The sequence below is a fragment of the Rhizobacter sp. genome (genome assembly GCF_032229685.1).
In the GTDB taxonomy this organism is placed as follows: domain Bacteria; phylum Pseudomonadota; class Gammaproteobacteria; order Burkholderiales; family Burkholderiaceae_C; genus LMDS01.
This window is the reverse complement of sequence record NZ_JAVTWP010000028.1, coordinates 20,091-35,254: the sequence shown is the minus strand read 5'-3', so window position 1 is coordinate 35,254 and position 15,164 is coordinate 20,091. Positions and strand designations below refer to the sequence as shown.

Annotated in this window: 18 protein-coding genes; 11 read left to right on the top strand and 7 right to left on the bottom strand. The window is 68.6% G+C overall.

Annotated elements, in window-relative coordinates; translation table 11 throughout:
- Positions 1–6: 6 nt before the first annotated feature.
- Positions 7–432: a protease inhibitor I42 family protein gene (locus AC30PD_RS10560; RefSeq protein WP_489535623.1), complete on the top strand. Its 426-nt coding sequence runs from the start codon at positions 7–9 to the stop codon at positions 430–432.
- Positions 433–460: 28 nt separating this feature from the next.
- Positions 461–940, top strand: coding sequence for a GNAT family N-acetyltransferase (locus AC30PD_RS10555; protein WP_489535622.1), 480 nt, complete (start codon positions 461–463; stop codon positions 938–940).
- Positions 941–971: 31 nt separating this feature from the next.
- On the opposite strand, the gene AC30PD_RS10550 is transcribed toward AC30PD_RS10555, so the two are convergent.
- The 3 genes from AC30PD_RS10550 to flgA all read right to left on the bottom strand — a co-directional run bounded on the left by AC30PD_RS10550 (position 972) and on the right by flgA (position 2,627).
- A complete protein-coding gene (locus AC30PD_RS10550; RefSeq protein ID WP_489535621.1) occupies positions 972–1,364 on the bottom strand; it encodes a hypothetical protein in 393 nt (130 codons plus the stop codon).
- Between the two features lie 86 nt (positions 1,365–1,450).
- On the bottom strand, positions 1,451–1,756 hold the full coding sequence (gene flgM, locus AC30PD_RS10545; protein WP_489535620.1) for a flagellar biosynthesis anti-sigma factor FlgM: 306 nt from the start codon (positions 1,754–1,756) through the stop codon (positions 1,451–1,453).
- A 115-nt stretch (positions 1,757–1,871) separates the two neighbouring features.
- On the bottom strand, positions 1,872–2,627 hold the full coding sequence (flgA, locus tag AC30PD_RS10540; RefSeq protein WP_489535619.1) for a flagellar basal body P-ring formation chaperone FlgA: 756 nt from the start codon (positions 2,625–2,627) through the stop codon (positions 1,872–1,874).
- A 153-nt stretch (positions 2,628–2,780) separates the two neighbouring features.
- On the opposite strand from flgA, the gene flgB reads away from it, so the two are divergent.
- From flgB to flgF, 5 genes are all read left to right on the top strand, one after another.
- Positions 2,781–3,194: a flagellar basal body rod protein FlgB gene (gene flgB / locus AC30PD_RS10535; RefSeq protein WP_489535618.1), complete on the top strand. Its 414-nt coding sequence runs from the start codon at positions 2,781–2,783 to the stop codon at positions 3,192–3,194.
- A gap of 10 nt (positions 3,195–3,204) precedes the next feature.
- Positions 3,205–3,621: a flagellar basal body rod protein FlgC gene (gene flgC / locus AC30PD_RS10530; RefSeq protein ID WP_489535617.1), complete on the top strand. Its 417-nt coding sequence runs from the start codon at positions 3,205–3,207 to the stop codon at positions 3,619–3,621.
- A gap of 2 nt (positions 3,622–3,623) precedes the next feature.
- Entirely contained in the window at positions 3,624–4,271 is a 648-nt protein-coding gene (locus tag AC30PD_RS10525) for a flagellar hook assembly protein FlgD (RefSeq protein ID WP_489535616.1), read from the top strand.
- 63 nt (positions 4,272–4,334) lie between these two features.
- Positions 4,335–5,597 (top strand): flagellar hook protein FlgE, encoded by a 1,263-nt coding sequence (gene flgE, locus AC30PD_RS10520; protein WP_489535615.1) that lies wholly within the window; start codon positions 4,335–4,337, stop codon positions 5,595–5,597.
- A 25-nt stretch (positions 5,598–5,622) separates the two neighbouring features.
- Positions 5,623–6,348 (top strand): flagellar basal-body rod protein FlgF, encoded by a 726-nt coding sequence (gene flgF / locus AC30PD_RS10515; protein WP_489535614.1) that lies wholly within the window; start codon positions 5,623–5,625, stop codon positions 6,346–6,348.
- Here flgF and AC30PD_RS10510 read toward each other — a convergent pair whose 3' ends face one another.
- Entirely contained in the window at positions 6,349–7,269 is a 921-nt protein-coding gene (locus tag AC30PD_RS10510; protein WP_489535613.1) for a LysR family transcriptional regulator, read from the bottom strand.
- 139 nt (positions 7,270–7,408) lie between these two features.
- On the opposite strand from AC30PD_RS10510, the gene AC30PD_RS10505 reads away from it, so the two are divergent.
- The 4 genes from AC30PD_RS10505 (at position 7,409) to AC30PD_RS10490 (ending at position 9,856) form a co-directional block, all read left to right on the top strand.
- A complete protein-coding gene (locus AC30PD_RS10505; RefSeq protein WP_489535612.1) occupies positions 7,409–7,747 on the top strand; it encodes a hypothetical protein in 339 nt (112 codons plus the stop codon).
- Positions 7,748–7,777: 30 nt separating this feature from the next.
- Positions 7,778–8,044 carry a hypothetical protein gene (locus AC30PD_RS10500; protein ID WP_489535611.1) on the top strand — a complete coding sequence of 89 codons (267 nt, stop codon included), beginning with the start codon at positions 7,778–7,780 and terminating at the stop codon, positions 8,042–8,044.
- A 187-nt stretch (positions 8,045–8,231) separates the two neighbouring features.
- Complete coding sequence (locus AC30PD_RS10495; protein ID WP_489535610.1) at positions 8,232–9,341, top strand: ABC transporter substrate-binding protein; 1,110 nt, start codon at positions 8,232–8,234, stop codon at positions 9,339–9,341.
- A gap of 212 nt (positions 9,342–9,553) precedes the next feature.
- Positions 9,554–9,856, top strand: coding sequence for a hypothetical protein (locus tag AC30PD_RS10490; RefSeq protein ID WP_489535609.1), 303 nt, complete (start codon positions 9,554–9,556; stop codon positions 9,854–9,856).
- On the opposite strand, the gene AC30PD_RS10485 is transcribed toward AC30PD_RS10490, so the two are convergent.
- The 3 genes from AC30PD_RS10485 to AC30PD_RS10475 are packed head-to-tail and all read right to left on the bottom strand — an operon-like array spanning position 9,844 to position 15,156.
- Entirely contained in the window at positions 9,844–10,650 is an 807-nt protein-coding gene (locus AC30PD_RS10485) for an alpha/beta fold hydrolase (RefSeq protein ID WP_489535608.1), read from the bottom strand. The two genes, AC30PD_RS10490 and AC30PD_RS10485, sit on opposite strands and share 13 nt — an antisense overlap.
- Positions 10,647–11,798: an ACT domain-containing protein gene (locus AC30PD_RS10480; RefSeq protein WP_489535607.1), complete on the bottom strand. Its 1,152-nt coding sequence runs from the start codon at positions 11,796–11,798 to the stop codon at positions 10,647–10,649. The genes AC30PD_RS10485 and AC30PD_RS10480 overlap by 4 nt, the downstream gene beginning before the upstream one ends.
- 40 nt (positions 11,799–11,838) lie before the next feature.
- Entirely contained in the window at positions 11,839–15,156 is a 3,318-nt protein-coding gene (locus AC30PD_RS10475) for an ATP-binding protein (RefSeq protein WP_489535606.1), read from the bottom strand.
- Positions 15,157–15,164: the final 8 nt, after the last annotated feature.

Here is a 15,164-nt window from a genome sequence, read left to right as displayed (position 1 = left end):
CCTGGAATGTCTGTCGCAATGATGAAGTGGTCGGCCGTCGGTGCCGTGCTGGTGCTGCTCGCCGCGTGTGCGACACCGCCGCGGCCCGAGCCCATGGTCGACCGCTACGGCGTGAACGTGACGGCCGATCACGCCGGCAGCAAGATCACGCTCGAGCCGGGCCAGGAACTCGTGGTGCGCCTCACGACGCTCGCGAGCCCCACCTCGGAGTGGACGCTCGTCGACTTCAAGCCGGGCGTGCTGACGGGCGAGACAGCGCCGAAGTTCGAGCGAGACATCGAAACGAGCAACCCGGTGCAGGCGGTCGGCAACGAGGTCTGGCGCTTCCGCCCGGCGGCTGCCGGCACGGTGACGCTGAAGTTCGACTACCGGCGCATGCGCACGCTCGACCCGGCCACGCAGACCGTGAGCTACACGGTCACGGTGCGCTAGGGCCGGGGCACATCGTCGGGGGGCACGCGTGATCTCCGACCTGACCCTGCGGCTGGCGCGCGAGACCGACGCGCTGGCCATCGCGCAGATGTCGCGCGACCAGATCGAGCGTGGCCTCGGCTGGAGCTGGACCACGCAGCGTGTGCTGCGCAGCATCGTCGACGCCGAGACCAACGTGGTCGTGGCGGTCGCTGCCGGCAAGCTGTGCGGTTTTGCGATCATGCGGTACCGCGACGACGAAGCCCATTTGCTGCTGCTGGCGGTGGCGCCGGGCGCGCGGCGCCAGGGCATCGGGCGCGCGCTCGTGGCCTGGCTGGAGCAGGCGGCATTGACAGCCGGTGTCGGCCAGGTGTGGCTCGAAGCGCGCCAGGGCAACGCTTCAGCGCGGGCGTTCTATCGCCAGCTGGGCTACCGCGAGATCCAGGTCTTGCCCGGTTATTACCAAGGCCGCGAGGCCTGCGTGCGCATCGCGCGCGACCTGTGGCTGGAACACTGGGAAATCGATTGAAGCGCCGGCGCTTCGCGCGCCAGCCAGAGCTTCAGGCCTGGAGCGAACTGCCGAGCGGGCTTCGATCGGCGGCGCCGAAGGTCGAGTACACCGCCGCGCTGTCACGCGGCAGCAAAACGTCGATCGCCCGGTCGAGCGCCGCCGTGGCGCGGGCCAGCGACTCGCGCTGAGCGGCGACCTGGCCGCTGGCGCTGGCCAGGCGCAAGCGCAGCGCCACGGGCACGCTGCCCGCGTTCGCGGCGCGTGTGAAGTGTTCGACGGCCCGCGCCAGAGCGCGGTGCAGTTCGGTCGCGTGCAGGTCGATGCCGGCGCTGTCGCGCGCGTGCAATGCCGAGCCCAGCGCCGACAGCCGCCCTTCGACGGCGGCCAGGGCAGCTTCCAGCTCGGGGCTGGGCAGGGAAGAGTGAGTGACCGGGGTGAGCATCGGCGGCGCGCGTCCGTGTTGGTCTGAAGGGGTGCCCGTGCGAAGCGGGCGGGAACAGCAAGCGGGGCCGCAGCGCAGCCCGCGCGTCATTTCTTGACCAGCAGCTCCTGCGCGTTGGTGATCAGCTTGTCGGCGATCACTCCGGCGTCGATCTTGAACGTGCCGTCGTCGATGGCCTTGCTGATGCGGGCCACCTTCTCGGCGTCGAATTCGGTGCTCGAACCACCCGCGACCAGGCTGGCGGCTCCGCTCGACAACGCGATCTTCGCGCTGGCTTCGGCCGTGCCCGGAATCGCGGTCGAGGCCTGGGCCTTGGCGGCGTCGTTGGCGGGTGCAGGGCTGTTCGCCGCGGGCAACGCTGCCGTTTTGTCTGGGTTGTGGCCGATCTTCATGGTGCTCTCCAAAGCGTCCGGGAGGGGCCCGGACCTTTCAACATGCACTGTGTATCGGTGCGGGCCAGACCGACTTTAGGCTTTTCTTGAGCCACCGCACGACCGAATGCAAATTTCACAGCGCCAGCTCCACCCGGCGCTCGCCGACGGCCTGGCCCGTGAGCACACGCCCACTTTCAGTTCGCACTCGCACGGGCTGTCCCTCGATGCCGTTGTTCAGGGCCTGGCCTTCGCCCGACACGCTGAACCCTGCACCCTGCGCCAACACCGTCACGGTTTCGCCCGCGGCGAACCACTGGCGCGCCTTCAGGTGTGACTGGCGCAGGCTCTGGCCGGGCTTGAGCGCCTGGGTCAAAGTGCGTCCCACGGCCATCCGAAGGTCGGTGACGGCCGGTGTGTTGGTTTCGGCCAGGTCGACTTCGCCTGTAGTCAGTTGGCCTTCATTCAACACGCTGCCACCGGCAATAGGGCCGGTCACGACCAGCCCCGGGCCGAAGGCCTTCACGGTGACCGGCAGGTAGACGTTCCAGCGGCTCGTGCCTTCGGTGCAGCGCAGCCCGATGCGAGCCTTGCCCCACAGCCGCATGCCGTCGGGAAGATAAGGCTCCACACGCGCGCAAGGCGCGAGGCGCAGGCGCGGGTCGAGCTGGCCCACACTCACTTCGAGGCGCGGCGCACCGGTGCCGGTGGCGGGCTGGCCCTGGGCGGCGAGCTGGCGAATCTGTTGCGCCAGGCCCGCGTCGATCGGGTTCGGCGAGTCGCTGCCGGCCTCTTGCGCGGCCACCAGCGTTGCGGTCAGCACGAGCAGGGCAGCGCCGAGCGCGCGCACGGAGGCACCGAACAGTCGAGGGAATGCGGGCAGGTTCTGCATGGCTGCCAATGTAGTTGCGGCAAGTCCAGCGCAAGGCCCGGAATTGGCTGCCCTTTGGGCCGCTGTTCGCGCTTATGTTTTCCGGGGCGCTGCCCACAATCCCGTCACATCGCCCATGGGCTCTTGCCTCGGGCACCACCGCAAAGGGCAGCCATGCTCAACCGACTGACCGAATCGCTCGACTTCCAGGCCCAGGCGCTCAGCCTGCGCTCGGAGCGCCAGCGCCTGATCGCCAGCAACATCGCCAACGCCGACACGCCGGGTTATGTGGCCCGCGACATCAACTTCGCGCAGGCGCTGCGTGAAGCCACCGGCAGCGGCGCACCGGCCGGCCTGATGCGCACGAGCCAGCCCGGGCACATCGGCGGCGGCAGTGCCAGCGGCGGCCGCACCACGAGCACGCTGAATTTCGCCGCGCCGAGCCAGACCAACCTCGACCGCAACACCGTCGACATGGACCGCGAACGCGCCAGCTTCGCCGACAACTCGGTCAAGTACGAAGCCACGCTGCGTTTCATCAACGGCAACGTGCGCACCACGCTCAGCGCCATCAGCGGCCAAGCGTAAGGAGATTTGAATGTCGATGATGAACATCTTCAATGTGTCGGGCAGTGCCGCCAGCGCGCAGAGCCAGCGGCTCAACGTGGTGGCCAGCAACCTGGCCAACGCCGACACCGTGGCCGGCCCCGACGGGCAGGCCTACAAGGCGCGCCAGGTCACGTTCCAGACCGAGCTGATGGGCGCGACCGGCAACGACGCTTCGAGCGCCGGCGTGCGCGTGAGCACCATCAGCGAAGACCAGACCGCCGGTCGGCGTGTGCACGACCCCAAGCACCCGGCCGCCGACGCCGAAGGCTACGTGACCTACAGCAACGTGAACGCGGTGGAAGAGATGGTCAACATGATCTCGGCCTCGCGCTCGTACCAGAACAACGTCGACGTCATGAACACGGCCAAGAGCCTGCTGCTCAAGACCTTGCAGATGGGTCAATGAGCATGGCAGCAGTCAACAATGTTTACGGCGGCTCGGCGAACAACGCGCCGGGTTCGGTCACCAACCCGTCGGACGCCGGCAGCCAGGACCGCTTTCTGAAGCTGCTCGTCACGCAGCTGAAGAACCAGGACCCGCTGAGCCCGATGGACAACGCGCAGCTCACGAGCCAGATCGCGCAGATCAACACCGTGACCGGCATCGCCACGCTCAACACCAGCGTGCAGGGGCTGTCGAGCCAGTTCCTGCAGATGCAGTCGCTGCAGGGTGCCACGCTGCTCGGCAAGGACGTGATCGTCGCCGGCAACCGGCTCGACATCACCGAAGGCGTGGCCCAGGGCGGATTCGAGCTGACGGCCGCGGCCGACGCCGTGAAGGTCGAGATCATGAACCCCGCCGGCAAGGTGCTCGACACCATGAACCTCGGCGCGCAGCGCACCGGCATGCACAGCTTCGACTGGCCCGCCGGCACTTACGACGGCACGAGCAAGCTCACCTTCCGCGTGACCGCGACGAGCGGCGCCAACACCCTGACCACCACCGCGCTGATGCGCGACAAGGTCACCGCCGTGAGCACCTCGGGCAACGACCTGGTGCTCGAACTGGAAAGCGGCGCGTCGGTCGCGTATTCGAGCGTCAAGGCGATCAACTGATATCCGCCCGCAGTCGCCCGCAGTAGCCGTTCACCCCCAACACTCCCCCACCAAGGAACACCCATGAGCTTCCAGCAAGGCCTGTCCGGTCTGAACGCCGCGAGCAAGAACCTCGAAGTGATCGGCAACAACGTTGCCAATGCCAACACCATCGGCGCCAAGGCCTCGCGGGCCGAGTTCGCCGACATGTACGCCAGTGCCATCGGCGGTGGCGGCGGCACCAGCATCGGTATCGGCGTGAACCTGAGTGCGGTGACGCAGCAGTTCACGCAGGGCAACATCACCAGCACCGAGAACCCGCTCGACGTGGCGATCAACGGCAACGGCTTCTTCCAGGTCACGAACGGTTCGCAGACGCTCTACACCCGCAACGGCCAGTTCCAGGCCGACCGCAACGGCAACATCATCAACAGCGCCGGCATGAAGCTGATCGGCTACCCGGCCAACGCGCAGGGCGTGATCCAGCCCGGCGCGGCCGTGCCGCTGCAGCTGCCGACCTCGGGCGTGCAGCCCAACCCGACCGGCCAGAACGTGGTCGAGATGAATCTCGATGCGCGCAAGGCCGTGACCGTGGCCGCCGCGGCGCCGCTGATCGACTTTGCCAACGCCAACACGTACAACGACGCGACGTCGGTGACGGTGTTCGACGCCAAGGGCCAGGACGTGGCGCTGACCTACTACTTCCAGAAGACCGCGACCGACACCTGGAACGTGTTCGCCACCGCCAACGGCACGCCGGTGAGCGTGGACGGCGCCGGCAACCCGCTGCCGGTAACGACGATCAACTTCCCCGGCAACGGCGGCACCCCCACCTCGCCGACGGGCACGGTGAACATCGACATCCCGACCACGACCAACGCCGCCGGCTCCGCCACGCTGGCGATCACGGGCGTGTCGCTCGACCTGACCGGCGCAACGCAGTTCGGCTCGCCGTTCGGCGTGACGCGCATGACGCAGGACGGCTACGCCGCCGGCCAGCTCTCGGGCGTGTCGATCGAAGACAACGGCGTGGTCACCGCGACCTACTCGAACGGCCAGTCCAAGCCGGCTGGGCAGATCGAGCTCGCCACCTTCCGCAACGTGCAGGGCCTGAGCCCGCTCGGTGGCAACCTGTGGGCGCGCAGCTTCGCTTCGGGCGATCCGACGGTGGGTGCTTCGGGCACCGCCAACTTCGGTGCGCTGCAGTCGGGTTCGCTCGAAGAGTCGAACAGCGACCTGACCGGTGAGCTCGTCAACATGATCACCGCGCAACGTGTCTACCAGGCCAACGCGCAGACCATCAAGACGCAAGACCAGATCCTTCAAACACTTGTGAATCTGCGCTGATCGCTTGACCCACTGAAAGGCCGCCATGGACCGCATGATCTATTTGTCGATGTCGGGCGCGAAGGCGACCATGCAGCGGCAGGACACGCTGGCCAACAACCTGGCCAACGTGTCGACCCCCGGCTTTCGCGCCGAGCTGCAGGCCTTTCGTGCCGTGCCGGTGCAAGGCAGCGGCGCGAGCACGCGCGTCTATGCGCTGGAGACGACCACCGGCTACGACGCCTCGCAAGGCCCGGTCACCGGCACCGGCCGCAACCTCGACGTGGCCGTCAAGGGCAACAGCTGGCTGACCGTGCAGGCGCTCGACGGCACCGAGGCCTACACGCGCGGCGGTTCGCTCGAACTCTCGAACGACGGCACGCTCACCACACGAGGCGGCCTGCCGGTGATGGGTGATGGCGGTCCGCTGCAGGTGCCGGCGAATTCCTCCGTCAGCATCGGCGCCGACGGCACCGTGAGCGCCAAGGGCGCCGACGGCCGCAGCACCGCGGTCGGCAAGCTCAAGCTCGTGACGCCCGACGCGGCGCTCACGCGCGGCGAAGACGGCCTGTTCCGCGCCGCCAGCGGCGACCTCTCGGCCGACGACACGGCCCGTGTGCAGGAAGGTGCGCTCGAAGGCTCGAACGTGAGCCCGGTCGAGACCATGGTCGCCATGATCTCCGCGGCGCGCCAGTTTGAAGCGCAGATGAAGATGCTGCAGACCGCCGAAGCGAATGAGAAGGCCGCTGCGCAGTTGTTGACGATGACCTGATCAGCGGCGCGCCGGCGCGGGTGGCTGCACCCGCTTGCGGCGCACGGCCACCGGCCTGCGCGACACGGGCCCGTCGCTGGCCGCCACCGCCGCGTGGCGCAGCCCCTCGAGTGCCGGCGTGATGACCGCCGCGTCAGCGCCATCGGCGAACACCGCATAGGCGGGGTAGAGAAATTCGGGCGCACCGGGGATCCGGTGCAACCGGCCGCTCTCGAGGTGGGCACGAACCACCGCGAGGCGGAAGTAGCCCGAACCCCCTGCCGCCAGCACGTACTCACGACCGAGCGGGCCGAGGCCGGCCATCACGCCCACGTTGCCGAGCTCGGGGAACGCCAGGCTGTGCTGGGCCGCGAATTCCGGCCCCCAGTCCACGTACACATAGTCGGCCGGGGTGGGCTTGCGCACGCCCTTGCGTGTGCTCACGAGCACCAGCTTTTCCTCGATCAGCAATTCGATGCGCAGACCGGGCCGCTGCTGCGGTGCATAGACCACGGCGATGTCGAGCATGCCCGAGGCCACACGGTCGACCAGGTCGGCCGGGAAGCCCACCTCGGTGCGCAGCGCGAGCTCGGGCGCTTCGGTTCGCATCCACAACAGCCAGTCGAGCAGCAGCGGGTCCCACAGGCTCTGCTCGCAGCCCACGGTGAGCACCGACCGCCGGCCTGGCGGAACGGCGACATGGTGCCGTGCGCGCTCCCACACCTGCACCAGCATCGATGCGTAGCGCACGAACTGCTCGCCGGCCGGCGTGAGCGAGGCGCCGGCCTTGTTGCGCACGAACAGCCGCGCGCCGACCTGCTCTTCGAGCGCCCGCACCCGCGCGCTCACGGCGGTCTGCGTCACGTGCACACGTTCGGCGGCGCGCACGAAGCTGCCCGTGGCAACGATGTCGAGGAAGGTGCGGGCCAGCGTGATGTCCATGGGGTTCGGGCGGTGTCGGCCTTGAATGCAATATTGTTGCATTCAAATGGCAATAAAACTCGCTTTACTTGCTGATCGCCAGCGCCGAAGATTTGTTCGACGGATTCGCACAGGGCGACCTTCGTACAGGAGTGAAGTGATGAGAGAACATGTCGTGAACACGGGCCTGGGCCAGGCGTCGTTGTGGAGCAACCTCAAGTCGTGGTGGTCACCGGTGTCGGGTGCGGTGCGTCATGTCGCGGCAGACCCCTGGTCGCCGAACCCGGCCGACGCCGCGATCCGCAAGACCTTGCTCGGCCGCATGGCGGGGCAGGCCTGGTGGCACCCGCTGGTCTCGAACGTGGTGGTCATTCGCGGCGCCGTGATCTACCAGGGCCTGTACTACGGCAACGACGACAAGCTGGCCGCGCGCCGGGCCGTGCAGGGCATCCCCGGGGTTCGCGAGGTGCGAGACGCCCGCGTTCGTGCCAGCGCATAGACGGCCACGGCCGGCCAAGGAGGAGTCGCCATGTTCACTGCCCGAACCGACACATGCCATGTCTGCGCCAGCTACGCCGGCCGCGCCATCGACGTCGACGTGCTGAAAGACATGGCCTGCGAGGGCAGCCACATCGTGGTCAGCATCGGTGCCGAGCCCACGGGTGCGGGCCCGCAGACGGTCGAATACATGACCGACCATGCGAATGTCGACGAAGCCCTCGAGGCCGGGTTGGAGATTGCGCGCGAGGTCATCGACCAGAGCCGGCGGCCGCAGCGCGGGCGCGCGCCCTCGTGATCGGCGGTGGCGAGCGCGCCAGTGCAATCGATCACGATCCGGCCCATTGCATCGGCATGACGTGAATTTGTGCGCCAACTTCGCGGCCCACCGCGAATGGCTGCCCCCCTAAGCTGCGGCGCGTTGCACGGGGCCCGGCATGTTGCTTTCGGCCCGCGCGCAAGCGCCACCGCCGAAAGGGTCTGCCATGAAAAAGAGTCTCGCCAGCCTGGTGTTCGCCATGGTCGCCGCGCAGCCCGCGCTGGCGCAAGACATCGTGGTCGGCCAATCGGTCGCGCTCAGCGGCTCGAACGCCGACATCGGCCGAGACATGCGCGATGGTGCGCTCGCCGTGTTTGCCAAGGTCAACGCCAGCAACGTGCTCGGCCGCAAGGTGCAGCTGGTGACGCTCGACAACGCCAACAACCGCCAGCGCGCCACCGAGAACACCCAACTGCTGCTCGGCCAGCACGCGGCGATGGTGCTGTTCGGCTACAACTCGGCGACCAACAGCCTCGACTCGCTGCCGCTCGTGGCGCAGAACAACATGCTGTTCTTCGCGCCCTTCAGCGGTGCCACCAAGCTGCGTGGCCACCCCAACGTGTACACGCTGCGCGCTTCGTACAAGGACGAAGCCGCCAAGGTCGTCGAAGCCAAGCGGGCGGTCGGCGCCGACAAGGCCGTGGTGCTCTACTACGACGACGAAGTCGGCCGCAGCAATTTCGAAGCCGTGGTCGCGGCGTTCGCCGACGCCGGGGTCGCCAAGCCGGGCGGTGTGGCCGTGAAACGCGGCGCCAAGCTCGAGCAGGCGTCGATCGACGCGATCGGCAAAGACGCTCCGCACTACGTGCTGGCCACCACGCAATACAGCGTGGTGAGCGACTACCTCAAGGCCGCCGGCGAAAAGGGCAGCCCCGTGCCGGTGGCCGCGCTCTCGTTCGTGAACCCCGACGAGCTGGCCGAGTCGGTCGGCCCGCTGGCGCGCGGCACGGTCGTCTCGCAGGTGATGCCTTCACCCCGCGCTTCGAACCAGGTCTCGATGCCGCTCGTGAAAGAGTGCGCCGAAGCGCTGCAGGCGCTCAACGGCTCGAAGCTGAACTACACCTCGCTCGAGTCTTGCATTGCCGCCAAGGCGCTGGTGGTTGCGCTGAAGAAGGCCGGCCCCAAACCCACGCGTGAGAGTGTGCTCGCGGCGATGAGCACGCTCGGCCGGGTCGACCTCGGCGGCTTTGCGCTCAACTACACACCCGGCAGCCACAACGGCAGCAGCTGGGTCGAGCTCACGATCCTGTCGCGCGGCAATCGTTTCGTGCAGTAACGCAAGCGACAAATCTTGCGGCCCCGGACTTCGGCAACTTTTCACTCCGCAGCGAACACATCGAGCGCCGACCGTGTGCAGGTGTGCGCTTGTGCCACCCGGCCGGTCGGCCCGCCTCGTAGAGTGAAGCTAACCACATGAAGTAGTGGTGTGCGGCGCAGCAGCAACGGCGCCTTCCGTCCCCTACCGACAACCGACCGGAGAAACCTGCCATGAACAAGTTCAATGCCTTCTGCGTCGCGGCCGCACTGGCCGCTTCTTTCGTTTCGCTGGGCCCGGTGGCCGTGGCCGCAGAACGTGCTGCCGCACCTGCCAACAAGGTCAGCGGCGAAAAGATCGACAGCGGCCTGGGTGACTTGCCGCACTACAGCCAATGGGCCAAGCCGGCCAACAAGGTGAGCGGCGAAAAGGTCGACAGCGGCCTGGGTGATCTGCCGCACTACAGCCAGTGGGCCGATCCGACGGGCAAGAACCCGTCGCAGCGCCAGTCGGTGCAGGTTTCTCAGGCCCGGTGATCCGGCGCGCGGCCGAGCCACGCCAGCAACGCCTGGTTGAACGGCTCGGGCCGCCGGCTCATCACCCAGTGCCCGGTCTCGAACGCGAGCACCTGGCAACCCGGCCGCTGCGCCAAGGCATCGGCCCAGTCCGGTGAATGGAACATGAAGGGCTTCTTCGTTCCGTAAACGTAGAGCATCGGGCAGGCCGGCACGAAGCCCGCTGCCTCAGGCTGCGCCGCACCACCGGTCCATTGCCGGTGGTACGGGTAGTTCATCTGCGAACCGATGAACGCCGGGTCGGAAGGGCAGTGCAGTGCACGTGCCATCCACCGCGTCATCCACTCGCCCGCGCGGCCACCGAGCCACCACGCGATCGCGAGCCAGCCCTGGTAGGCCGCGATCATCAGCTTGTCGACGAAGCGCAGCGAGCGCAGGTGCGCGCGCGAACCCGCGTCGCCGATGTCGACGCCCACGATCTTCGCGACCAGTTCGGGGTGCTGCGCCGCGAAGGCGTAGCCGAACACACAACCCCAGTCGTGCAGCAGCAGCGTGACACGCTGGCCCGGGCAGGTTTGTTCGACGATGGCCTTGAACGTGGCGACCAGCTCCTCACTGGCCCACGAGCGCCGCAGCGTGCCCGGCTCGAAACCCGGCAACGTGAAGCGAATGCAGCGGTGGTCGTTGCGCAAGGCCTGCACGGTGGCGTCCCACAGCCGGTGCGTGTCGGGCCAGCCGTGGATCATCACGATGCTCTGCGCGCCTTCACCTTCGATGAAGACCTCGACGCCGCCAATGCGGCGCGCTGCCGTCACGCAGCCGGCCGCTCGCCGAGCGCGATGTCGAGCATCATCTCGTTGGCCAGGCCCTCGAGCTTGCCGCGCAGCGCGTCGGAAGACAGCGCCTGCGGCACCAGCAGGTGCGCCAGCACCTTGAAGGTGGGTTTGCCCGGCCCCTTGCCGCCCGCGATTTCGGTGTGGATGTGTTCGATGCTGATGCCGCTCTCGGCCAGGATGCGCGTGAGGTTGCTGACGATGCCGAGCCGGTCTTCGCCCACCAGTTCGAGGTCGACACCACGCAGCCCGGGCGGCGCGCCGGCGCCGTCGCTCTTGGCGATCACGAGCCGCAGGCCCGACGATTCGAGCCCCTTGAGCGCGGTGGCCAGCGCATCGGCGTTTTCGCGCGGCACCTCGAAGTGCACCATGCCCGCGAACTCGCCCGCCAGGTTGGCCAGACGGCTCGCGGCCCAGCTGGCGCCGAAACGCTGCGCGCGGTCGGACAGAAGGCTCACGATGCCCGGCCGGTCGGGGCCCATCACGGTGACGACGAGCGAGGTGGTGGTCTGCGGCGCGTCTTCGGTCAGCACGACCGAGCGGCGGATCATCGGCGCCTTGGTGGCGAAGCGCTGGTCTTGCGTGTGCGCCGGCACCGTGCCGTGCACGCTGGCATGGCGCACCACCTGGCCCAGCAAGGCCAGGCCCATCGGCGCAAGCGCCCGTTCCCACAGCTCGCGCGCGGTTTCGCCCTTGGCCACGAAGCACCAGTCTTGCGCGGCCACGGCGCCGGCGTCCCAGCCGTCGGCCAGGTGGTAGACCGAACCACCGGCGACCGCGTCGCCTTCGAGGATCGTCCACTCCACCGCGGCAATGCCACGGTGCCGCGGCAGCAGCGAAGGGTGGTAGCCCACACCGCCGAGCCGCGAGCGCGCCAATGCTTCGTTGCTCACGCGCGCATGCGTGTGCGCGGCGAGGATGAGCTCGGTGCCTTCGGGGATGGCCTCACCCGGCACGATCTTCGGGTTGGCCATCACATGCACGTCGAGCCCCGCCGCGCGGCCGGCGATGGCCAGGCGGTCATCGGCCGCCGGCACCACGATGCGGGTGAACTCGGCAATGCCTTCCTTGAGTAGCGCTTCCAACACCGTGGCCCCGAAGTAGCGGGAACCCACCAAGACGCACTTCATCGAGAGACTCCTGAATGAAAACAGCCGGACGGACGACGGGCTATTCTGGCCGAGGCTGCGGCGCCTCGCCGCGTTGCCGGTAGGCGCCTGCCACGGCGCGGAATGTCGGCACGGCCTGGATCAGTTGCTCGCGATCGGCAGCGTCGGTCAACTCGGCGGCGTCGGCCAGCTCGCCGGCGCAAAACTGGACATCGGCGAACAGGGCGTCGAGCATCGGAGCCGCCCGCGCATCGCCCGCGCTCGCCAGCACTTGCTGGCAGGTCCAGCGCACATCGAGGTGCGTGCCCGGGTCTTCACTCGGATTCGCTGCCACGTAGGCCAGCACCCCTTCCACTTCCGGCAGCGCCGTGCCCATGTCGCCGAGGTGGGCCTGGCACAAGCCTACCGAAGCTCGCGCCTCGAAGACCTTGTGCACGAGCCCCAGTGTCTCGAACGCGGCACCCGACTGGCCGAACCAGTGCTGCGCCTTCACTGCGTCCTGCAGCGCCAGGTGCGATGTGCCCAGGGTGAACATCACGAAGGCCTCGAAGTACCGATCGCCGACGGCACGGGTGATCTCCAGCGCCTGCTCGCGCCAACGCACCGCCGCGGCATGGTCGTCACGCCCCTGTGCGGCACGCCCCAGTATCCCGAAGGCCTTGCCCACCATCGCGCGCAGGCCGGCGGGTTGAGCCAGCTCGCGGATGGTTTGCGCGCAGGCGGAAGCTTCGTCCCAGCGGCCCAGGTATTCGGCGAGCGTCGCCAGATGCAGAAGCGCAGAGATCTGCATCATGGAGGACGCAAGTTCTTCGCCGCGCGACAACACCGCACGCAGCGTTTCGCGCGCCACCGCGAACCGGCCGAGTGCGATCGAGACCTGCGCCGATCGGGCCATCAGCTGCGCCTCGGTGACGGCGCGCAGGTTGTCGGCACCCGGCTCGAGCCTGGCCGCCCACCGCAGCCCGATCTCGACATGCTCGAGCGCGCCCGCATGGTCGCGGTCCAGATGCTTCAGGTAGGCCAGCTCGTTCTGCGACATGGCCGCGGGGTGAGCCGCTTCGCAGCGCTCGGCCAGCTCGAAACTCTGTCGTGCCAGCCGGCCTGCAGCGGCGAAGTCGCCAAGCCGGTCGGCCAGAAGGGACTCGCTGAACCACAGGCGCGCCCGGTCTGCTTCGGCGGGGTGCCGGTAGAGCAGGGCCGCCATTTCCGCGTGCAGCCGGCCCTGGCCTTCCCGGTCGGCCACGGTATCGGTGATGACGGCCAGGCGATGCAGCAGGTTGAAGCGGCGGGGTGGGTCTGATTCACCGAGCAAGACCACCGCGCGGCGCAGCAGTGACGTGGCCGCCGCATTCGAGTAGCGCTTCTGAGCCTCCTTGCCGGCCTGCTCGAAGCAGTCGACCGCGAGTGCCGTGTCACCAGCCCGTTCGGCGTGCTCGCCGGTCATGGCCAGAAACTCTGCGCCGCGCCCCTTGGTGCGCTCGGCGAGCCAGCGCGCCGCGGCGCCGTGGCCCAGGACGCGCTCGGCCTTGAGCAGCGTGTCGTAGGTGACCTGGTGCAGCAGGTGGTGGTCGAACTGGCGCTCGGTGGTGCCTTCGAAGTCGCTCGCCTCGTGCGCACGTACGAAAGCGGCGCGCTCGAGCGCGGGAAGGGCTCGCGTCGCCTTGTCGTCCAGTGACTGAAGCGCATCGTCCCAGAACACATGCCCGATCACGCTGGCCTGGCGGGCGGCGAGGCGTTCGTGCGCGGGCAAGGCGTCGAGTCGGGCCTGCAGCAGGCCGACCAGCGTGCCCGGTAGTTGCAGGTTCTGCAGCCGCTCGCCCTGCATGCGCCAGTGCGTTCCATCCACGGCAATCACGCCGTCGTCGATCAGGCGGCGCACCAGTTCTTCCATGTAGTACGGGTTGCCTTCTGCGCGGCCGACGATGAGCTCGGACAAGGCCTGCGGCACCTCGTCCATGCGCTGCAGCAGCGCGCGCAAAAGTTCGTCGCTCTGCGCCTCGGGCAGCGCCGGCAGAGGCACGACCGCCTCTGCCGCGGCCCAATCGGGCCGGCGTGTCAGCAGCTCGGGGCGGCCACTCATGATCAGCGCCAGCGGCAGCTCGGCGGCGTGCGCCAGCCAGTCTTGCAGCAGGTCGAGCGAGCCGTCGTCGGCCCAGTGCAGGTCTTCCACGATCAACACCGGCAACACCTCGCCTCGGGTTGCGAGCGCTTGCAGCCAGGCGCGCAGGGCGGCGAACGCCTGGTCACGCAGCGAGCGCGGGTCGAGGCCACGCACGTGCGGGCTGTCACCGAAGTCCAGGCCCGACAACTGGCCGATGAGTTGGGCGCGGCGCTCGCCGTATTCGTCGAACCACGGGCTCAGCCCTTCGACCACCTTGTGCCGGGCCACTTCGGCGCTGTCGGTGTCGGCCACGTCGAACTGCGTGGCCAGCAGCGCGCGCACCAGGCCCCAGGGGCGCAGCATGCCGTCGGGCTGCGAGCGCAGCATCACCACCTTGCAGCCTTGGAGGCCCGCCACCAGTTCGCGCAGCAGCCGGCTCTTGCCCAGCCCGGCGTCACCCACGAGCGTGAACGCCTGCAGTTGCCGGGTCTCGCGTGCACGCGCCACCGCGCCCAGCAGGCGCTGCAGTTCGGCATCGCGGCCCACCATCGGGGTGCTCAGGCCTTGCACGCCGCGTTCGATGCCGGAGTGCCGGCGGTCGAGCGCCGCGCGCACCAGGTGGGTCTGCAAGGGCGCAGCGATGCCCTTGACCTGCAGCGGCGGCTGAACCTCCATGTCGAACAGGCCACGCACCTGGTTCCAGGTGTCGTGGCTGATGCGCAAGGCACCCGGCGGCGCGCTCTGTTCCATGCGCGCCGCGATGTTCACGGCCGTGCCGACCGCGCTGTTGTCGGCCTCGACGCCGGCACCGAGCACCACGTCGCCGGTGTGCACGCCCACGCGCAGCGCAAAGTCGGCCACGCCATGCAGACGCAGCGCCTCGCCAGCCAGTTCGCGCCCGGCGTTCAGGATTGCCAGACCGGCACGCACCGCCCGTTCGGCGTCGTCTTCGCGCGCCCGCTCCATGCCGAACGCGGCCTTGATGCCGTCGCCGGTGAAACGCAGCACGCGGCCTTGGTGGTCTTCGATGCAGCGGGCCATGCGCTGGAAAGTGGCATCGAGAAACTGCAGCCGGTCTTCGGCGTCGGCTGCCTGGGCGTTTGCGGTCGAACCGACGGCGTCGGCGAACAGCACCGTCACCTGGCGCCGTTGCAGGCCGGCCAGCCGTGCGCGCAGCGGCGCCACGGCCAGCTCGAGCACCGCGTCGCCGAGCGTGGCGCGCTGCGCTTCGAGCGCCGCGATGGCGGCGCGCAAGTCTTCGATGTCTTTGTCCTGCATGTGGGGTT